The 17380-nt window shown below is 64.8% G+C and carries 19 protein-coding genes; 11 read left to right on the forward strand and 8 right to left on the reverse strand.

The features are described from left to right. Window positions 1–292: 292 nt before the first annotated feature. From yacG to yaaA, 3 genes are read right to left on the reverse strand one after another with little or no spacing between them, the layout of a single operon-like run. A complete protein-coding gene (yacG, locus tag PT85_RS03745) occupies window positions 293–490 on the reverse strand; it encodes a DNA gyrase inhibitor YacG (RefSeq protein WP_027591058.1) in 198 nt (65 codons plus the stop codon). Beyond that, the gene (gene coaE, locus PT85_RS03750; protein ID WP_039605990.1) at window positions 475–1098 is read right to left on the reverse strand and encodes a dephospho-CoA kinase; all 624 of its coding nucleotides are present in this window, start codon (window positions 1096–1098) and stop codon (window positions 475–477) included. The genes yacG and coaE overlap by 16 nt, the downstream gene beginning before the upstream one ends. 13 nt (window positions 1099–1111) lie before the next feature. Then, a complete protein-coding gene (gene yaaA / locus PT85_RS03755; protein WP_039559544.1) occupies window positions 1112–1891 on the reverse strand; it encodes a peroxide stress protein YaaA in 780 nt (259 codons plus the stop codon). Between the two features lie 247 nt (window positions 1892–2138). Here yaaA and PT85_RS03760 point away from each other — a divergent pair, with 247 nt between their 5' ends. The 4 genes from PT85_RS03760 to moaE all read left to right on the forward strand — a co-directional run bounded on the left by PT85_RS03760 (window position 2139) and on the right by moaE (window position 4948). Beyond that, complete coding sequence (locus tag PT85_RS03760; protein WP_039559546.1) at window positions 2139–3515, forward strand: PhoH family protein; 1377 nt, start codon at window positions 2139–2141, stop codon at window positions 3513–3515. A 248-nt stretch (window positions 3516–3763) separates the two neighbouring features. Further along, entirely contained in the window at window positions 3764–4249 is a 486-nt protein-coding gene (gene moaC / locus PT85_RS03765) for a cyclic pyranopterin monophosphate synthase MoaC (protein ID WP_039605991.1), read from the forward strand. Continuing rightward, on the forward strand, window positions 4246–4494 hold the full coding sequence (gene moaD, locus PT85_RS03770; RefSeq protein ID WP_039605992.1) for a molybdopterin converting factor subunit 1: 249 nt from the start codon (window positions 4246–4248) through the stop codon (window positions 4492–4494). The genes moaC and moaD overlap by 4 nt, the downstream gene beginning before the upstream one ends. Before the next feature lies 1 nt (window position 4495). Continuing rightward, the gene (gene moaE, locus PT85_RS03775; RefSeq protein WP_039605993.1) at window positions 4496–4948 is read left to right on the forward strand and encodes a molybdopterin synthase catalytic subunit MoaE; all 453 of its coding nucleotides are present in this window, start codon (window positions 4496–4498) and stop codon (window positions 4946–4948) included. Here the strand turns inward: moaE and PT85_RS18160 are convergent. From PT85_RS18160 to PT85_RS03785, 3 genes are all read right to left on the reverse strand, one after another. After that, window positions 4942–5106, reverse strand: a complete 165-nt coding sequence (locus PT85_RS18160) for a hypothetical protein (RefSeq protein ID WP_175444350.1) — start codon at window positions 5104–5106, stop codon at window positions 4942–4944. The genes moaE and PT85_RS18160 overlap by 7 nt on opposite strands. A gap of 122 nt (window positions 5107–5228) precedes the next feature. Then, window positions 5229–6704 carry an ATP-dependent RNA helicase RhlB gene (gene rhlB, locus PT85_RS03780; RefSeq protein WP_039559550.1) on the reverse strand — a complete coding sequence of 492 codons (1476 nt, stop codon included), beginning with the start codon at window positions 6702–6704 and terminating at the stop codon, window positions 5229–5231. A gap of 206 nt (window positions 6705–6910) precedes the next feature. Then, window positions 6911–7570, reverse strand: coding sequence for an alpha/beta hydrolase (locus PT85_RS03785; RefSeq protein ID WP_039605994.1), 660 nt, complete (start codon window positions 7568–7570; stop codon window positions 6911–6913). A 330-nt stretch (window positions 7571–7900) separates the two neighbouring features. Here PT85_RS03785 and PT85_RS03790 point away from each other — a divergent pair, with 330 nt between their 5' ends. The 4 genes from PT85_RS03790 to PT85_RS03805 all read left to right on the forward strand — a co-directional run bounded on the left by PT85_RS03790 (window position 7901) and on the right by PT85_RS03805 (window position 12089). Further along, window positions 7901–8929, forward strand: a complete 1029-nt coding sequence (locus PT85_RS03790; protein ID WP_039605995.1) for an amino acid ABC transporter substrate-binding protein — start codon at window positions 7901–7903, stop codon at window positions 8927–8929. Window positions 8930–9028: 99 nt separating this feature from the next. Continuing rightward, window positions 9029–10210 carry an amino acid ABC transporter permease gene (locus PT85_RS03795; RefSeq protein WP_039605996.1) on the forward strand — a complete coding sequence of 394 codons (1182 nt, stop codon included), beginning with the start codon at window positions 9029–9031 and terminating at the stop codon, window positions 10208–10210. Window positions 10211–10212: 2 nt separating this feature from the next. Then, complete coding sequence (locus PT85_RS03800; protein WP_039605997.1) at window positions 10213–11310, forward strand: amino acid ABC transporter permease; 1098 nt, start codon at window positions 10213–10215, stop codon at window positions 11308–11310. Window positions 11311–11321: 11 nt separating this feature from the next. Then, a complete protein-coding gene (locus PT85_RS03805) occupies window positions 11322–12089 on the forward strand; it encodes an amino acid ABC transporter ATP-binding protein (RefSeq protein ID WP_027588791.1) in 768 nt (255 codons plus the stop codon). Window positions 12090–12166: 77 nt separating this feature from the next. Here PT85_RS03805 and mvaT read toward each other — a convergent pair whose 3' ends face one another. Then, the gene (gene mvaT, locus PT85_RS03810; protein ID WP_027588790.1) at window positions 12167–12541 is read right to left on the reverse strand and encodes a histone-like nucleoid-structuring protein MvaT; all 375 of its coding nucleotides are present in this window, start codon (window positions 12539–12541) and stop codon (window positions 12167–12169) included. 350 nt (window positions 12542–12891) lie between these two features. Between mvaT and purU the strand changes: the two genes are divergently transcribed. The 3 genes from purU to PT85_RS03825 are packed head-to-tail and all read left to right on the forward strand — an operon-like array spanning window position 12892 to window position 14221. Further along, a complete protein-coding gene (gene purU / locus PT85_RS03815) occupies window positions 12892–13743 on the forward strand; it encodes a formyltetrahydrofolate deformylase (protein WP_039605998.1) in 852 nt (283 codons plus the stop codon). Beyond that, window positions 13740–13949 carry a hypothetical protein gene (locus tag PT85_RS03820; protein WP_039605999.1) on the forward strand — a complete coding sequence of 70 codons (210 nt, stop codon included), beginning with the start codon at window positions 13740–13742 and terminating at the stop codon, window positions 13947–13949. The genes purU and PT85_RS03820 overlap by 4 nt, the downstream gene beginning before the upstream one ends. A gap of 38 nt (window positions 13950–13987) precedes the next feature. Continuing rightward, complete coding sequence (locus PT85_RS03825; RefSeq protein ID WP_027588788.1) at window positions 13988–14221, forward strand: hypothetical protein; 234 nt, start codon at window positions 13988–13990, stop codon at window positions 14219–14221. A 102-nt stretch (window positions 14222–14323) separates the two neighbouring features. Here the strand turns inward: PT85_RS03825 and PT85_RS03830 are convergent, their stop codons facing one another. Then, complete coding sequence (locus tag PT85_RS03830) at window positions 14324–17377, reverse strand: multidrug efflux RND transporter permease subunit (RefSeq protein ID WP_039606000.1); 3054 nt, start codon at window positions 17375–17377, stop codon at window positions 14324–14326. Window positions 17378–17380: the final 3 nt, after the last annotated feature.

Genomic DNA, 17380 nt, shown 5'->3' on the forward strand with positions numbered 1-17380 from the left:
GATGACAGGATCATCACTGCATCCGGTCCAACCTTGCTTATGCGAGCTCACGCCACGGGCAGGCCCTGGATACCGTTCGGACTTGGCGGATGAGTGTGGAAGGGGGCAGAACTCTCTACGTCGCAGGCTCGAAGCCCTAGGGCGGTCGCGTCTTGCACTCCCTTCCCCCGATGATCAGTCGGGGACTATCGCCTCAAAAAGGTCGGTAGTCGAGATACAAGGGCGGTCGGCGCTTTCGGCCGCGTCGGCCACGGCGCGGTTGCCCTGGTGGACAAGAAAGACGTTGTCCACCCTACGAATGCTTGTCCAGGTCCTCGGAGAACAGTTCGTCGTTCAGCGGGTCGCCGGGGATGGCGTGTTCTTCCGCCGCCCAGGCGCCGAGGTCGATCAGTTTGCAGCGCTCCGAGCAGAACGGCCGAGTCGGCGTCGCCGGGGTCCATTCCACCGGGGCGCCGCAGGTCGGGCATTTGACGATTAAAGGTTTGTGCATTGGGGCTGGCCTCCACGCAGGGTCAGGTAAAAGCGGTGCAGGCGTTCGACTTCCTGTTGCAGCCAGGCCAGGTCGCGGTCATTGACGATCACGTCGTCGGCCTTGGCCAGGCGTTCCTCGCGGCTGGCCTGGGCAGCCATGATGGCGCGTACCTGCGCCTCGTCGTTGCCGTCGCGCGAGACGGTGCGGCTGATCTGCACGGCCTCGGGCACGTCGATCACCAGCACGCGCTGGCAGAGTTGGGATTGGCCGGACTCGATCAGCAGCGGTGATTCGAGGATCGCATAGGGCGAGGTGGCGCGGGCCAGCACCTCGATGATTTCCTGGCGAATCAGCGGATGCAGCAGGCGTTCCAGCCAGCGGCGCTCCCCGGCGTCCTGGAAGATGCGCGCGCGCAGCGCGGCGCGGTCCAGGCTGCCGTCGGCCTGCAGGATGTCCGCTCCGAAATGGTCGGCGATCTGCGCCAGCGCCGGGCGGCCGGGCTCCACCACCCAGCGCGCGGCCTGGTCGGCGTTCACCAGGTCGATGCCCAGCTGGATGAAATGGGCGGCGGCGGCGCTCTTGCCGCTGCCGATGCCGCCGGTCAGGCCGAGAATCCAGGGCTTCATGGAAGGCTCCGCATCAGTCTTCGGGATGGTCGCGCAGGAACACCAGCTTGTCGGCGCCGGATTGCTCCGCGCTGAAGCGATAACCCTGGTAATCGAAAGCCTTGAGGCGCTCGGGATCAACGATGCGCTCCCTGATCACATAGCGCGCCATCAGGCCGCGCGCCTTCTTGGCGTAGAAGCTGATGATCTTGTACTGGCCGTTCTTCAGGTCCTTGAACTCGGTGTCGATCACCCGTGCCTTGAGCGCCTTGCGCTGCACGGCGCCGAAGTATTCGTTGGAGGCCAGGTTGAGCAGCACCTCGTCGCCCTGGGCGGCCAGCGCTTCGTTCAGCCAGCCGCTGATGCGCTCGCCCCAGAAGGCATATAGGTCCTTGCCGCGGGCGTTGGCCAGCCGGGTACCCATCTCCAGCCGATAGGGCTGCATCAGGTCCAGCGGTCGCAGCACGCCGTACAGGCCGGAGAGCATGCGCAGGTGGTCCTGGGCGAAGGCGAAATCCTCTTCGCTGAAGTCCTCGGCATTCAGGCCGGTGTACACATCGCCCTTGAAGGCCAGCAGCGCCTGCTTGGCGTTCGCCGGGGTGAAGTCCGGCTGCCAGCTGCCGAAGCGCGCGACGTTGAGCGCGGCCAGCTTGTCGGACAGGTGCATCAGCTCGGCGATCTGCTGCGGAGAGTACTCGCGCAGCTGCTCGATCAGCACCTGACTGTGGTCCAGGTGCTCGGGCAGCGTGTAGCGCTCGGTTGCCGGCGGCGTGTCGTAATCGAGGGTCTTGGCGGGGGATATCACCAGCAGCATGGGCAGGTCTCCGGAAACGTTGCGGGCGATTGTAGGGAGCATCGGGTCACGACTCCACCTATCGGCACCATTGGCGGGCAGGCCGGACACGGAACTGTCATCCGCGCCGGTGACTATCGACAGCGGCCCGTCTCTTGCTTGACCAGCGGGCAGGTCCGGCGGGAACGAGCAGGACGCGGGACTATCCTTTCCCTGGGCAAGCAGGACGGCGACTGCCGCCTGTCCCCGTCAGCAAAGGTGATTGCCAATGGATGACCACGCGAAACCGATCCTCTATGTCCTCGACACCAACGTGCTGATCCACGACCCCAATGCGCTGCTGAATTTCCAGGAGCATCAGGTCGCCATCCCCATGACGGTGCTGGAGGAGCTGGATCGCCTGAAAACGGGCAAGCACAGCACGGCGGCCGAATGCCGACAGGCGATTCGCCTGATCGACCGGACGCTGGGCGAGGCCACGCCCGAGCAGGTAGAGAACGGAGTGCCGATCCAGCGTGGCAAGAGCGGGCCACGGGGCAGCCTGTCGATCCTGATGAATCGCCCGTCGGCGCAGCAGAGCCCACTGCCGGAAACCATCAACGACAACCGCATCATCAACCAGCTCCTCGACCTGAGTCAGCGCCAGCCGGAGCGGGATGTGGTGCTGGTCAGCAAGGACATCAACATGCGCCTCAAGGCGCGCGCCTGCGGCATCGCCGCCGAGGATTACCAGACCGACCAGCTGGTGGATGATATCAGCCTGCTGTCGCGCGGCTATCACACCCTTTCCGGCTCATTCTGGGAGCGGGTCGGCAAGGTGGAAACCCGCCAGGAGCTGGGCCGCACCTGGCACCGGGTGCGGCTGACCGGCAACCTGCCGGCGGTGAATCTCAACGAATTCATCCTCGACGAGCAGGGCTTCGTCGGCTGGATCAAGCACATCGACGGCGACGAGCTGCTGATCCTCGATCTGTACCAGGACAAGCTGCTCGGCCTGGAAGCCTGGGGCCTGCAGCCGCGCGACATCTACCAGGCGCTGGCGCTCTATGCGCTGCTCGATCCGGACATTCACCTGGTCAACCTGTCCGGGGCCGCCGGTTCCGGCAAGACCATCCTGGCGCTGGCCGCGGCCATCGAACAGACCATGGTCAGCAAGCGCTACCGGCGCATCATCGTCACGCGCAGCGTGCAGGGGCTGGACGAGGACATCGGCTTTCTGCCCGGCACCGAGGCGGAGAAGATGGAGCCCTGGCTGGGCGCCATCACCGACAACCTGGAGGCCCTGCACATGGAGGACGAAAGCACGCCGGGCAGTGTCGACTACCTCCTGCAGCGCGTGCCGCTGCAGTTCAAGTCGCTCAACTACATCCGTGGGCGCAGCTTCCAGCAGAGCCTGTTGCTGATCGACGAGTGCCAGAACCTCACGCCGCACCAGATGAAGACCATCATCACCCGCGCCGGCAGCGGCACCAAGGTGGTATGCCTGGGCAACCTGGCGCAGATCGACACGCCATACCTGTCGGCCACCAGCTCCGGGCTCACCTACCTGACCGAGCGCTTCAAGGACTTCGCCCATGGCGTGCACATCACCCTGCAGGGCGTGCCGCGCTCGGTGCTGGCCGAGTATGCGGAGGCGAACATGTAGGGTGGATCGCGCTTTACCGATCCACCGACGCTCCGCCGAGGCGCGCCGTGCCGGCGCGATGGTGGACAAGGAAAACGTTGTCCACCCTACGGACTGGCCGAACATGCATGTATTCGTAGGGTGGATCGCGCTTTACCGATCCACCAACGCACCGCAAGGCGCGCCTGGTGGCTTAGCGAAGCTTGACCAGGCGCAAGCCCACCACCGGGGTGGCGGGTAGAATGGCCCCTCGTTCCGAGGAGAATGCGATGAGCCTGACCCATCTCGATAATCAGGGCCACGCCCGCATGGTGGATGTCACCGACAAGGCGGTGACCTTCCGCGAGGCAGTGGCCGAGGCGCGGGTGCGCATGCGTCCCGCGACCCTGGCGCTGATCCAGCAGGGCGGCCACCCCAAGGGTGATGTGTTCGCCGTGGCGCGCATCGCCGGCATCCAGGCGGCCAAGAAGACCCACGAACTGATCCCGCTGTGCCACCCGCTGCTGCTCACCGGCGTGAAGGTGGAGCTGATGGCCGAGGGCGAGGACTGCGTGCGCATCGAGGCGCGCTGCAAGCTGGCCGGGCAGACCGGCGTGGAGATGGAGGCGCTGACCGCCGCCAGCATCGCCGCGCTGACGATCTACGACATGTGCAAGGCCGTCGACAAGGACATGACCATCGAGCAGGTGCGCCTGCTGGAGAAGGCCGGCGGCAAGAGCGGCCACTACCGGCGCGCAACGGAGGACACCCCATGATTCGCCTGCAGTATTTCGCCCGCTACCGTGAGGCGCTGGGCAGCGACGGCGAGCAACTGGACTGGCAGGACGGCTTCGCCACCCTCGGTGCGCTGCGCGATCACCTGCTCGCCCGCGGCGGCGCCTGGGCGGTGCTGGCCGAGCGCAACCTGATGTGCGCGCGCAACCAGGAGCTGTGCGGGCTCGACGAACCCCTGGAGGACGGCGACGAGGTGGCCTTCTTCCCCACGGTCACCGGAGGTTGAGATGAGCGTTCGCGTGCAGACTGCATCTTTCGATCCGGGTGCCGAGCTCAACGCGCTGCATGCCGCCCAGCTGGGCATCGGCGCGGTGGTCGGCTTCGTCGGCTATGTGCGGGACTACAACGACGGCCAGGACGTGGCCGGCATGTACCTGGAGCATTACCCGGGGATGACCGAGAAGGCGCTGGCGAAGATCGTCACCGAGGCCGAGGCGCGCTGGCCGCTGCTGCAGGTCGAGGTGCTGCACCGGGTCGGCGCGCTGACCCCGGGCGAGCCGATCGTCTTCGTCGGCACCGCCAGCGCGCATCGGCAGGCGGCGTTCGCCGCCTGCGACTTCATCATGGATTACCTGAAGACCCGCGCGCCGTTCTGGAAGCGCGAGGACACCGCCGAAGGCGTCCGCTGGGTCGAGGGCCGCGACAGCGACCAGCAGGCCGCAGCGCGCTGGGATCAGTAGAGGACGGTGTAGAGCTTGAGCAGCACGGTGGACAGGGTGACCACGATGCCCATGGCCATCAGGCAGACGCCGACCATATGGTCACGAAAATTGAAGCCGAAACCCAGCAGCAGGAAGCCGGTGACGATCAACAACAACATCCAATGAAGGCTTTCCACGAGAATTCTCCGGCAATCGATAGCAGCGCAATGATATCTCACCCGCCGACCGGCGGTCTGACCTGCATCAACGCGGCAGCAGGACAGGGCGGGCCGGAGGTCGGCAGCCCTGTCGGCGGAGCTCAGTGCTTGCGCGGCACCGGCTTGAGCAGCTCGTCCGGTGGCATTTCGCACTGGATCTTGCGGCCGATCAGCGCCTCGATGGGCGGCAGGGCGAAGGCGTCGTCCTCGCCGGCGAAGCTGATCGAGGTGCCGCTGGCACCGGCGCGGCCGGTGCGGCCGATACGGTGCACGTAGTCGTCCGGCACTTCCGGCAGGGTGAAGTTGATCACGTGGCTGATGCCGTCGATGTGGATGCCACGGCCGGCCACGTCGGTGGCCACCAGCACGCGGATCTTGCCCTCGCGGAAGCCCTCCAGGACCTTGATGCGCTTGTGCTGCGGCACGTCGCCGGACATTTGCGCGGCGCTCACGCCGTCGCGGGTCAGGCGTTCCTCGATGCGGCGCACCTCGTCCTTGCGGTTGGCGAACACCATCACCCGGCTCCAGTCGTTCTGGGTGACCAGGTTGTAGAGCAGCTTGTACTTGTCCTTGCTGGCCACGGCGTAGACGTGCTGTTCGACGGTCTCGCTGGCCACGTTTTCCGGCTCGATCTCGACGATGGCCGGATCGACAGTCCACTGGCTGGCCAGGTTCATCACGTCGTCGGTGAAGGTGGCGGAGAACAGCAGGGTCTGGCGCTCGCCCTTGAATGGCGTCTGGCGAATGATCTGCCGTACCTGGGGAATGAAGCCCATGTCCAGCATGCGGTCGGCTTCGTCGAGCACCATGACCTCGACCATGTCCAGGTGCACCTCGCCGCGCTGGTGGAAGTCCAGCAGGCGGCCGGGGGTGGCTACCAGGATGTCGCAGAAGCGCTTCTCCAGGCCCTTGAGCTGTTTGTCGAAGTCCATGCCGCCGACGAAGCTCATCACGTTCAGGCCGGTGTACTTGGTCAGGTCCTCGGCGTCCTTGGCGATCTGCACCACCAGCTCGCGGGTCGGCGCAATGATCAGCGCGCGCGGTTCGCCCATGTAGCGCTCTTTCGGCGGCGGGGTCTGCAGCAGCTGGGTGATGGTGGACACCAGGAACGCGGCAGTCTTGCCGGTGCCGGTTTGGGCGCGGCCGATGGCATCCTTGCCCTTGAGGGTGTGACCCAGCACCTGCGCCTGGATCGGCGTGCAGTAGGTGAAGCCCAGATCATGGATGGCATGCATCAGTTCCGGGGCCAGCGGGAAGTCATGGAAGCGGGTCTTGCCTTCGACCGGCTCGACCTTGAAGTCCTCCAGGTTCCAGGACGCGACGGGCGCCTTGGGCTTGCGCGGCGGACGCTCGCGGCGGGGCTTGTCGGCTTCCGGCGCTTGCGGCTTGGGCTGTTCGCTCCTGGCGGCGCGCGGCGGGCGGCTGGTGCGGGTGTCGTCGCGGGGCGGACGGGGAGTCTTGTCACGCGGCGCCTGGCCGTCGGTGGCGCGCTGGCGCTCGGGAACGGTGGGGGTCGCAGTGGGCGGAGTGGTGGGCTCTTCACCCTTCTTGAAAATGTTCTTGAGTGCCTTGAGCACGGTGATCTCGATCGGTGGTTAAGGAATGAACGCCGGCAGTGTAAAGCAAGACGCTCCTTGGGCGAAGGGCCATGCCGGGGCTGGCGGGACCGCGTTCTCGAACGCACCCCGCAGACCCGGTGTCATCCCGGCCGCCAGGGGCAAGGCCGGTGCGCGGGTGTTCGGTACTCGACGCCGCTGCCCGGCATGCGTCCCCCGGCCGCGTTTCAGGACAAGCGTTCCTGCAGCCATTGGCCGATGGCTTCGATTTCGGCCAGGCAGACCTCATGGCCCATCGGGTACTCGTGCCAGCGCACGGGAACGCCTCGCGCGGCGAGGAAGTCATGGGCGGCGCGCCCCAGAACGCGGGGCACCACCTCGTCACGGCTGCCATGCACGCAGAGCACCGGCAAGTTGTCGCGTCCGGCATCCAGCTGCAGCGAGGGTTCGAAGGTGGGCGCGTAGGTCGAGAGCGCCAGCACGCCGCCCAGCGGACCCTGCCAACGCAGGAACGCGGTGTGCAGCACCACGGCGCCCCCCTGGGAAAAGCCGGCCAGGAAGATGCGCGACGGATCGATGCCGCTGTCGCGCTGGGCCTCGATCAACCCGATCACCCGCTGTGCGGACGCCTCCAGCTGAGCCTTGTCGATGGTGCGGCCATCGGCGCCCATGCTCAGGATGTCGTACCAGCTGGGCATCGACCAGCCGCCGTTGATGGTCACCGGCTGGCTGGGCGCCTGGGGTAGCACGAAGCGCGTGCTCGGCAGGGATTCCTGCAGCTGTTCGGCCACCGGTTCGAAATCGAAACGGTCGGCGCCCAGGCCGTGCAGCCAGATCACGCAGGCATCGGCTGGCTGGCGAGGATTGAGGATCAGCGGCTCGGTCATGGTGGCTCCAGGTCGGTGCGGATGCCCCGTTCGGGGGCGTGCCAGCGGGGGTCTGGCGTGATGTCGGGACGGAAAGGATACGCCGGCCGTGCGTTCGGGGGTATCCGCTGTTCTGGTACGCCCCTTGCTCGGCAGGGTTGGCAGCAGTGCCGGAAGTGCGGACCCGATCGCATCGCGTAGGGGCGGAATGGTCGGGCTGAGTTTGCCAACTAGACTGCATGTTCAAGGTTTGCACGGATCACTGCCCACCGCCGCCATTCGGTCGTTCGAACAACACAGGGAATGGTGTGTGCCGAGAATCCAACACAACAAAAGCAACCGGAGGTTCGAATGAAAAGGCTCAAATCCATGATGGCCGTTCTGAGCGCCGTCTCGCTGCTGGGGGCGGCTGGCGCGGCCCAGGCCGGCGCTACCCTCGATGCGGTTAAGAAGAAGGGCTTCGTGCAGTGCGGGGTCAGCGACGGCTTGCCGGGGTTCTCCTATGTAGACGCCCAGGGCAAATACCTGGGCATTGACGTCGACGTATGCCGGGCCGTCGCGGCGGCGGTGTTCGGCGATGCCGACAAGGTCAAGTACAGTCCGCTGACCGCCAAGGAGCGCTTCACCGCCCTGCAGTCCGGCGAGGTCGACGTGCTGTCGCGCAACACCACCTGGACCAGCTCGCGCGACTCCGCCATGGGGCTGAACTTCACCGGCGTCACCTACTACGATGGCCAGGGCTTCCTGGTGAACAAGTCGCTCGGCGTATCCAGCGCGAAGGAGCTGGATGGCGCCACGGTGTGTATCCAGGCCGGCACCACCACCGAACTGAACCTCTCCGACTACTTCCGCGCCAACAACCACACCTACACGCCGATCACCTACGACACCTCGGACGAAAGTGCCAAGTCGCTGGAATCCGGCCGCTGCGACGTGCTCACCTCCGACCAGTCGCAGCTGTATGCGCAGCGCATCAAGCTGGCCAAGCCCGACGATTACGTGGTGCTGCCCGAGGTCATCTCCAAGGAGCCGCTCGGCCCGCTGGTGCGTCAGGGCGACGAGGAATGGTTCGACATCGTGCGCTGGACGCTGTTCGCCATGCTCAACGCCGAGGAACTGGGGGTCGACTCCAAGAATGTCGAGCAGATGGTCAAGGCCGCCAAGAACCCTGACGTCGCCCGCCTGCTGGGCGCCGAAGGGGAATATGGCAAGGACCTCAAGCTGCCCCGCGACTGGGTGGTGCAGATCGTCAAGCAAGTCGGTAACTACGGTGAGGTGTTCGAGCGCAACATCGGCAGCCGCAGCGAACTGAAGATCGAGCGCGGCCTCAACGCCTTGTGGAATCAGGGCGGCGTTCAGTACGCACCACCGGTGCGCTGATCGCTGGCATTCCGCCGCCCGCTGGCGGGCGGCGGTTCCCATCGTGCCCGAGCCGCGGCCCGAATCGGGTCGAGGTGGGTGGCTTCCGAGAGAATTCCCATGCCAGTAGCAACCTCTCCCGGGCGGCGCGGTTCGCTGTTGAGCGATCCGCAGGCCCGCGCCTGGATCTTCCAGGTCGTCGCCGTGGCCGCCGTCGTCGCCTTCGGCTGGTTCCTGTTCCACAACACGCAGGCCAACCTGCAGCACCGCGGCATCACTTCCGGCTTCGGCTTTCTCGATAACGCCGCCGGATTCGGCATCACCCAGCACCTGATCGACTACAGCGAAAGCGACAGCTACGGTCGCGTGTTCTGGGTCGGCCTGCTCAATACCCTGCTGGTCAGCGTGATCGGCATCATCCTGGCCACGGTGCTCGGCTTTGTTCTCGGCATCGCCCGGCTGTCGTCGAACTGGCTGATCCGCCAGCTGGCCACCGCCTACATCGAGGTCTTCCGCAACATTCCGCCCCTGTTGCAGATCTTCTTCTGGTACTTCGCGGTGATCGGCCCGCTGCCGGGGCCGCGCGACAGCCTGAGTCTGGGCAACCTCATTTTCCTGAACAATCGTGGGGTGCAGATGCCGGCGCCCAGCGCCAGCGAGGCGTACGGCCCCTTCATGCTGGGGCTGCTGGCGGCCCTGGTGCTGGTGGTGCTGCTCGGTCGCTGGGCCAGGGCCAGGCGCCTGGCCACCGGTGAGCGTTTTCCGGTGTTCTGGAGCAGCCTGGCGCTGGTGGTAGCCATTCCCGGCGCCTGCGTGCTGCTGTTCGGCTCGCCGGTCAACTGGTCGGTCCCGGAGCTGCAGCGCTTCAATATTCGCGGCGGCTGGGTGGTCATCCCCGAGCTGGTATCGATCGTCATGGCGCTGGCCATCTACACCGCCGCCTTCATCGGCGAAACGGTGCGCTCGGGCATCCAGGCCGTCAGCGGCGGGCAGACCGAGGCCGCTGCCTCGCTGGGCCTGCGTCACGGCAAGGTGCTGCGCCTGGTGGTCATTCCGCAGGCGTTGCGGGTGATCGTGCCGCCGCTGACCAGTCAGTACCTGAACCTGACCAAGAACTCCTCGCTGGCGGCAGCCATCGGCTATCCGGACATGGTGTCGCTGTTCGCCGGCACCGTGCTCAACCAGACCGGACAGGCCATCGAGACCATGGCCATCACCATGAGCGTGTACCTGGCGATCAGCCTGAGCATCTCGCTGCTGATGAACGCGTACAACGCGCGCATCGCACTGGTGGAGCGATAGCTATGGATACACATGTCTTCAAGCCCGATCAGCCCGCGCCGGCGCTGAGCGTAGGGCCGCTCGGCTGGCTGCGCGCCAACCTGTTCTCCGGCTGGTTCAACACGCTGCTGACCCTGCTGGGCCTGTACCTGGTCTGGCAGATCGTGCCGCCCTTGATCGACTGGGCCTTCATCGAGGCCGACTGGCGGGGCGAGACCCGTGCCGACTGCTCTCGCGAGGGCGCCTGCTGGGTGTTCGTCGGCGAGCGCTTCGGCCAGTTCATGTACGGTTTCTACCCACAGGACCAGCGCTGGCGGGTGGACCTCACCGTACTGCTGGCGGTGGTGGGCGCGGCACCGCTGTTCGTGGCGGCGTTTCGTCACAAGCTGCGTTACGGGCTGGCGTTCCTGCTGGTCTATCCGCTGCTGGCCTGGTGGTTGCTGCATGGCGGTTTCCTGGGCCTGATTGCTGTGCCGACCAGCCAGTGGGGCGGCCTGATGCTGACACTGGTGATCGCCGCGGTTGGCATCGCCGGCGCGCTGCCGCTGGGTATTCTGCTGGCGCTGGGGCGACGCTCCGATCTGCCGGCGATCAAGGTGCTGTGCGTGACCTTCATCGAGTTCTGGCGCGGAGTACCACTGATCACTGTGCTGTTCATGTCCTCGGTAATGCTGCCGCTGTTCCTGCCCGAGGGCATGAACCTGGACAAGCTGCTGCGCGCCATGCTCATGGTGATCCTCTTCGAGGCTGCCTATATCGCCGAGGTGGCACGCGGCGGACTGCAGGCCATCCCCAAGGGGCAGTACGAGGCCGCCCAGGCGATGGGGCTCGGGTACTGGCGCATGATGGGCCTGGTAGTGTTGCCGCAGGCGCTCAAGCTGGTCATCCCCGGCATCGTCAACACCTTCATCGCGCTGTTCAAGGACACCAGCCTGGTGATCATCATCGGCCTGTTCGACTTCCTCAACAGCATCAAGCGCGCCACTGCGGACCCGGCCTGGTTGGGCATGTCCACCGAGGGCTATGTATTCGCGGCGGTGGTGTACTGGATCTTCTGTTTCGGGATTTCCCGTTATTCGCAGCGCCTGGAGCGAAGACTGGAAACCGGCCATCGGCATTAAAGGAGTGGACCATGAACCCAGCGACCCCGCAGACCGCGTCCGGCGAGAAGCTGATGATCGAGATGATCGATGTGAACAAGTGGTACGGTCAGTTCCATGTGCTCAAGGACATCAATCTTCAGGTGCGACGTGGCGAGCGCATCGTTATTTGCGGACCTTCCGGCTCGGGAAAGTCCACCACCATTCGCTGCATAAACCGGCTGGAGGAACACCAGGCCGGGAAAATACTCGTCGAAGGGGTGGAACTCACCCGCGATCTGAAGCAGATAGAAGCGATCCGCAGCGAAGTAGGCATGGTGTTTCAGCACTTCAATCTGTTCCCGCATCTCACGGTATTGCAGAACTGCACCCTGGCGCCGATGTGGGTGCGCAAGCTGCCGCGCCGCGAGGCCGAGGAAGTCGCCATGTATTACCTGGAGAAGGTGCGTATTCCCGAACAGGCCAACAAGTATCCCGGCCAATTGTCCGGCGGCCAGCAGCAACGAGTGGCGATCGCCCGGGCGTTGTGCATGAAACCCAAGATCATGCTATTCGACGAGCCGACTTCCGCCCTTGATCCGGAAATGGTCAAGGAGGTGTTGGATACCATGATCGCGCTGGCGGAAAGCGGCATGACCATGCTGTGCGTGACTCACGAAATGGGCTTTGCCCGCACGGTAGCCAATCGGGTGATATTCATGGACCGCGGAGAGATCGTCGAGCAGGCCGATCCGGAGACCTTCTTCCATCATCCCCAGAACGAGCGGACTCGCCTGTTCCTCGGGCAGATCCTTTATTAGAGCGGAGCGATTGATTGCTCCGTCGCTAGAAATGAAAAACGCCAGCATATGCTGGCGTTTTCATGTGCCGCGGGGAATCAGCCGAGCAGGGTGGCCCAGCCTTCCACTTCGTCGGAACCCCACTTGGCTTTCCACTCTTTCAGGATCTTGTGGTTGCCGCCCTTGGTTTCGATGACTTCATTGGTGTGCGGGTTGCGATACTGCTTGACCTTGCGGGCGCGTTTGGCGGCCGGTGCGGCCTTGGCTGCCGCGCGAGTACGCGAGGCGGAGGCCGGGTCGAGGATGGCGATGATATCGGGCAGCGACTTGCCATACTGAGCCATCAGATCGCGCAGGTTCTTCTCGAATTCGATTTCCTTCTGCAGCTTTCCATCCTGCTGCATGGCCTTCAGGCGTTCCTGCAGTTCCTTGATGGCTTCTTCAGTGGCGCGGAATTCGGAAATAAGAGACATGTTTTTTCCTTTTGGAAATGAGGCAGGATTCGTCGGCAAATGATAGTCAGACAAATTCAGCAAGTAAACTGAAAGACCTATTACAAAGATTGTTTTCCGGGGGTGGCTTCACATTATGAGGGCGGTGTCTGCATGAATACACCGTGTTAGAAAAACTCGGGATATTTGCAGGAGCCAGCCGGTTGTATGCCGTGACGCGTATTGCATAATGGCGACCTGCTGGTAATTAGGTGGCAAACGCTGGCGCGAGGCGCCCCGGACCGTGCGTGCCAACGGGTAGTACACGCGGCTATGCAGCCCTTCGTGCGGATGGCTAGAATTGGCCCCTTTGCAATTCTGGAGTTCCCCACATGCGCACGTTCCGGCTGGTAATCGCCTGCCCTGATCGCGTCGGTATTGTTGCCAAGGTCAGTAATTTCCTGGCGACCTATAACGGCTGGATTACCGAGGCCAGCCACCACTCGGATCACCAGAGCGGCTGGTTCTTCATGCGTCACGAGATCCGGGCCGACTCGCTGCCCTTCGATCTGGACGGCTTCCGCCAGGCCTTCGCGCCCATTGCCCGCGAGTTTTCCATGGAGTGGCGCATTGCCGACTCCGCGCAGAAGCGTCGCGTGGTGCTGATGGCCAGCCGTGAATCCCATTGCCTGGCCGACCTGCTGCATCGCTGGCGCAGCGACGAGCTGGATTGCGAGATTCCCTGCGTCATCTCCAACCACGACGACCTGCGCAGCATGGTGGAGTGGCACGGTATTCCCTTCCATCATGTGCCGGTCGATCCGGCCAACAAACAGCCGGCCTTCGAGCAGGTGTCGCAGCTGATCGACGAGTACAGCTCCGATACCGTGGTGCTGGCCCGCTACATGCAGATCCTGCCGCCGGACCTGTGCCAGCGCTATCGCCACCAGGTGATCAACATCCATCACAGCTTCCTGCCCTCGTTTGTCGGCGCCAAGCCTTATCACCAGGCCTCGCTGCGCGGTGTGAAGCTGATCGGCGCCACCTGCCACTACGTCACCGAGGAGCTGGATGCCGGCCCCATCATCGAGCAGGGCGTGGAGCGCGTGACGCACCGCGACAGCATCGAGACGATGGTGCGCCTGGGCAAGGACGTGGAGAAACTGGTGCTGGCGCGCGGTCTGCGCTTCCACCTGGAGGACCGTGTGCTGGTCCACGACAACAAGACCGTGGTGTTCGATTGAGCGACCCGTTCGAGCGCGCCGCCGCCAGCGCCCCGCCGACCCTTGGCGAGGGCTGCCTGCAGCGTTTCGATCCGGAGCAAATGGGCGATGACCTGGGCACCGAGTTCAGCGATGCCGCCGCGCTCTGGGCCGAGTGGCAGCGCTCGGCCGAGGGCGAACAGGACCATCGGTCACAGGACAGCACCGCAGCGGCAGCGCTGGGCTAACGTTCTCAGGGCTGTACTGGCACCCAGAGGATGCTGCCATGAAGCCTGGCAACGCACGGGGCCTGTTTCTCGTGTGTGCATTGGGCGTGGCCTCGGCGGCGGCGGCCGCCTGGCACGAACCGGGACCGGGGGTTGTGCATGGAGTCAGCAAGGGAATGAAGCAATGCCCGATGCCGCCCAATGTGCGCGCGAAGATGGCCCAGGTTGAACCGGGAGATGAACTGCTGCTGTTGCTGTTCGCATTGTCGCAGGGACGCCGGTCGGAGGGATGAGACCGACGGCGACGGAAAGACGAGCCGGTAGCACTCGACAGCCCCGCGGCGTTCTGCCTGCGGGGCTTTTCATTTGTGGGGCGGCCAAAACGACGTTGCGCCCTACGCGGGTTCGCCTTGCGGCTCGGCGACCTGCGCATGCCGCCCGGCCAGCAGGGTATAGACGCTGGGCAGCACGAACAGGGTGAACAGGGTGCCGACGGTCATGCCGCTGGCAATCACCAGGCCGATGTTGAAGCGACTTACCGCACCGGCGCCGCTGGCCAGCAGCAGCGGGATCATGCCGCAGACCATCGCCGCGGTGGTCATCAGCACCGGACGCAGGCGGATGGCCGCCGCTTCCTCCACCGCCTTGCGGGCGCCCCAGCCATGCCGCTCGCGCAACTGGTTGGCGAACTCGACGATCAGGATGCCATGCTTGCTGATCAGACCGATCAGCGTCACCAGTCCCACCTGGGTGTAGATGTTCATGCTCGCCAGGCCGAGGAACAGCGGGATCAGCGCACCACAGATCGACAGCGGCACCGTCACCAGGATCACCAGCGGATCGCGGAAACTCTCGAACTGGGCGGCCAGCACCAGGAAGATGATGGCCACCGCCAGGGCGAAGGTCACGTACAGGGCGCTGCCTTCCTGCACGAACTGGCGCGCCGGCCCAGCGTAGTCGAAGGTGTAGCCACGCGGCGCTTCTTCCCGGGTGATCTGCCGCAGGGTCTCGATGGCCTCGCCCATGCTGACGATCGGCACGCCCTGGATGGTGGCCGCGTTGAGCTGCTGGAACTGGAACAGCTGCGTGGGGCGGGCACGGAGGTAGGTGTGGATCACGGTGGACAGCGGCAGCATCTGGCCTTCTTCGTTGCGCACGTAGTAGCTGTTCAGCCAGCCCGGATCGGCACGGAACTCCCGCTCGACCTGGGCGATCACCTTGTAGCTGCGGCCCTCCACGGTGAAGCGGTTGATCTCGCCCTCACCCAGCAGGATCGCCAGGGTCTGTCCCAAGCTCTGCATGGACACGCCCATCTGCGCCGCCTTCTGGCGGTCGATCTCCACCACCAGCTCCGGTTTGTCGAACGCCAGGTTGACGTCCAGGAAGGCGAACTTGCCCGATTCCTCGGCGTGCTTCTTCACCCGTTCGGCCACGTCCAGCAGCAGTTCGTAATCGTTGGCGGTGTTGATGACGAACTGGAACGGCAAGCCCTCGCCCGTGCCGGGCAGCGAGGGCAGGTTGAAGCCGAAGACCTGCAGGCCGGGTATCTCGTTGAGGCGCGCCTGCACTTGGGGGAGTAGCTCCATCTGGGTACGCTGCCGTTCGTCCCAAGGCTTGAGCAGGAAACCGCCGATGCCGCTCTGCACGCCGTCGAAGCCGTTGATCTGGAACGCGGAGTAATACTCCGGAAAGCTTTGGAAGATCGGCTGGAAGCCCTCCGTGTACTTGTTCAGGTAGTCCAGATTGGTGGCCTGCGGCGCGCTGGACATCATGAAGATCACGCCCTGGTCCTCGTCGGGAGCCAGTTCGCTCTGGGTGAACATCAGCAGTGCCGGGATCAGCGCGAGGATCAACGCGGCGAACACCAGGATCACCGGGCGCGTGTCCAGGGTGGAGGCCAGGGTGCGCCGGTAGCGGTTCTTCAGGCCCTCGAACAAGCGGTCGATGCGCTGGGCCAGCCCCGACGATGGGCTATGCGGGCGCAGCAGGTGGGCACACATCATCGGCGACAGGGTCAGCGCGACGATGCCGGAAATGATCACCGCGCCAGCCAGGGTGAAGGCGAATTCCTTGAACAGCACGCCGGTGATGCCGGTCAGCAGGCCGATCGGCGCATACACGGCCGCCAGGGTGATGGTCATCGACACCACCGGCAGGGCAATCTCTCGCGCGCCGAGCAGGGCCGCCTGGTAGGGCGTGTGGCCTTCCTCGATATGCCGGTGGATGTTCTCCACCACCACGATGGCGTCGTCCACCACCAGGCCGATGGCCAGCACCATGGCCAGCAGGGTGAGCAGGTTGATTGAGTAACCCATCAGCTGCATGAAGAACAGCACGCCGATCATCGACAGCGGGATGGTCACCACCGGGATCAGCACCGAACGCAGCGAGCCGAGGAACAGGAACACCACCAGGATGACGATCAGCACGGCCTCGGCCAGGGTCTTCACCACCTCGTCGATGGACGCCTGGATGAAGCGTGTGGCGTCGTAGGCAATTTCCATGCGCAGGCCGGGCGGCAGCTGGGCCTGCAGTTCCGGCAGCAGGGCGCGCACGCCGTCGATCACGTCCAGCGGGTTGGCGCTCGGGGTGCCGTTGATGCCGATGTACACCGAGGGAATGCCGTTGAAGGAGCTGACGCTGTCGTAGCTTTCCGCGCCCATCTCCACCCGTGCCACATCGCGCAGCAGCACGCGGCTGTCGCCCTCGGTGCGCAGGGGGATGGCGGCGAAGTCTTCCGGGGTCTTCAGGTCGGTGTCGGCATTGAGGCTGGTAACCACGTACTCGCCCTTCACCTCGCCGGCGGAGGACAGGAAGTTGTAGCGGCGCACCGCGTCGGCCACGTCACCGGCCGTCAGGCCGTGGGCCGCCAGGCGCACCGGGTCGATCCACAGGCGCATGGCGAACACCTGGTTGCCGAGGATTTCCGCCTCGGCAATGCCCGGCAGGGTGGACAGCTTGGGTTGCACCACGCGCGACAGGTAGTCGGTGATCTGCGGGTTGGACAGCGATTCGCTGAACACGCTGATGTACATCAGTGCCGTGGAGTCGGCAGCCTGGCGGGCCAGCACCGGGTCTTCGGCCTGCTGCGGAAGGCGGTTCTTCACCTCGTTGGCCTTGGCCAGCAGTTCGGTGAACAGCCGGTCGCCATCGCTGTCGATCCGTGCATAGATGGAAATCACCGACACGTTCTGGCGGCTCACCGAGGTCATGTAGTCGATGCCTTCGGCACTGGCCAGGCTCTGCTGCAGCGGCTGGGTGATGTAGCCCTGGATGGTCTCGGCGTTGGCCCCCGGATAGGCGGTGGTCACGGTGACCAGCACGCTTTCCATCTGCGGATACTGACGGATCGCCAGGCTCTGGAAGGCCTGCGCGCCGAGCAGCAGGAGCAGCAGGCTGACCACGCTGGCCAGCACCGGGCGGCGGATGAAGGGATCGGTCAGGGCCATGGT

Origin of the sequence: Pseudomonas flexibilis, assembly GCF_000806415.1 — a bacterium.
Lineage (GTDB): Bacteria > Pseudomonadota > Gammaproteobacteria > Pseudomonadales > Pseudomonadaceae > Serpens > Serpens flexibilis.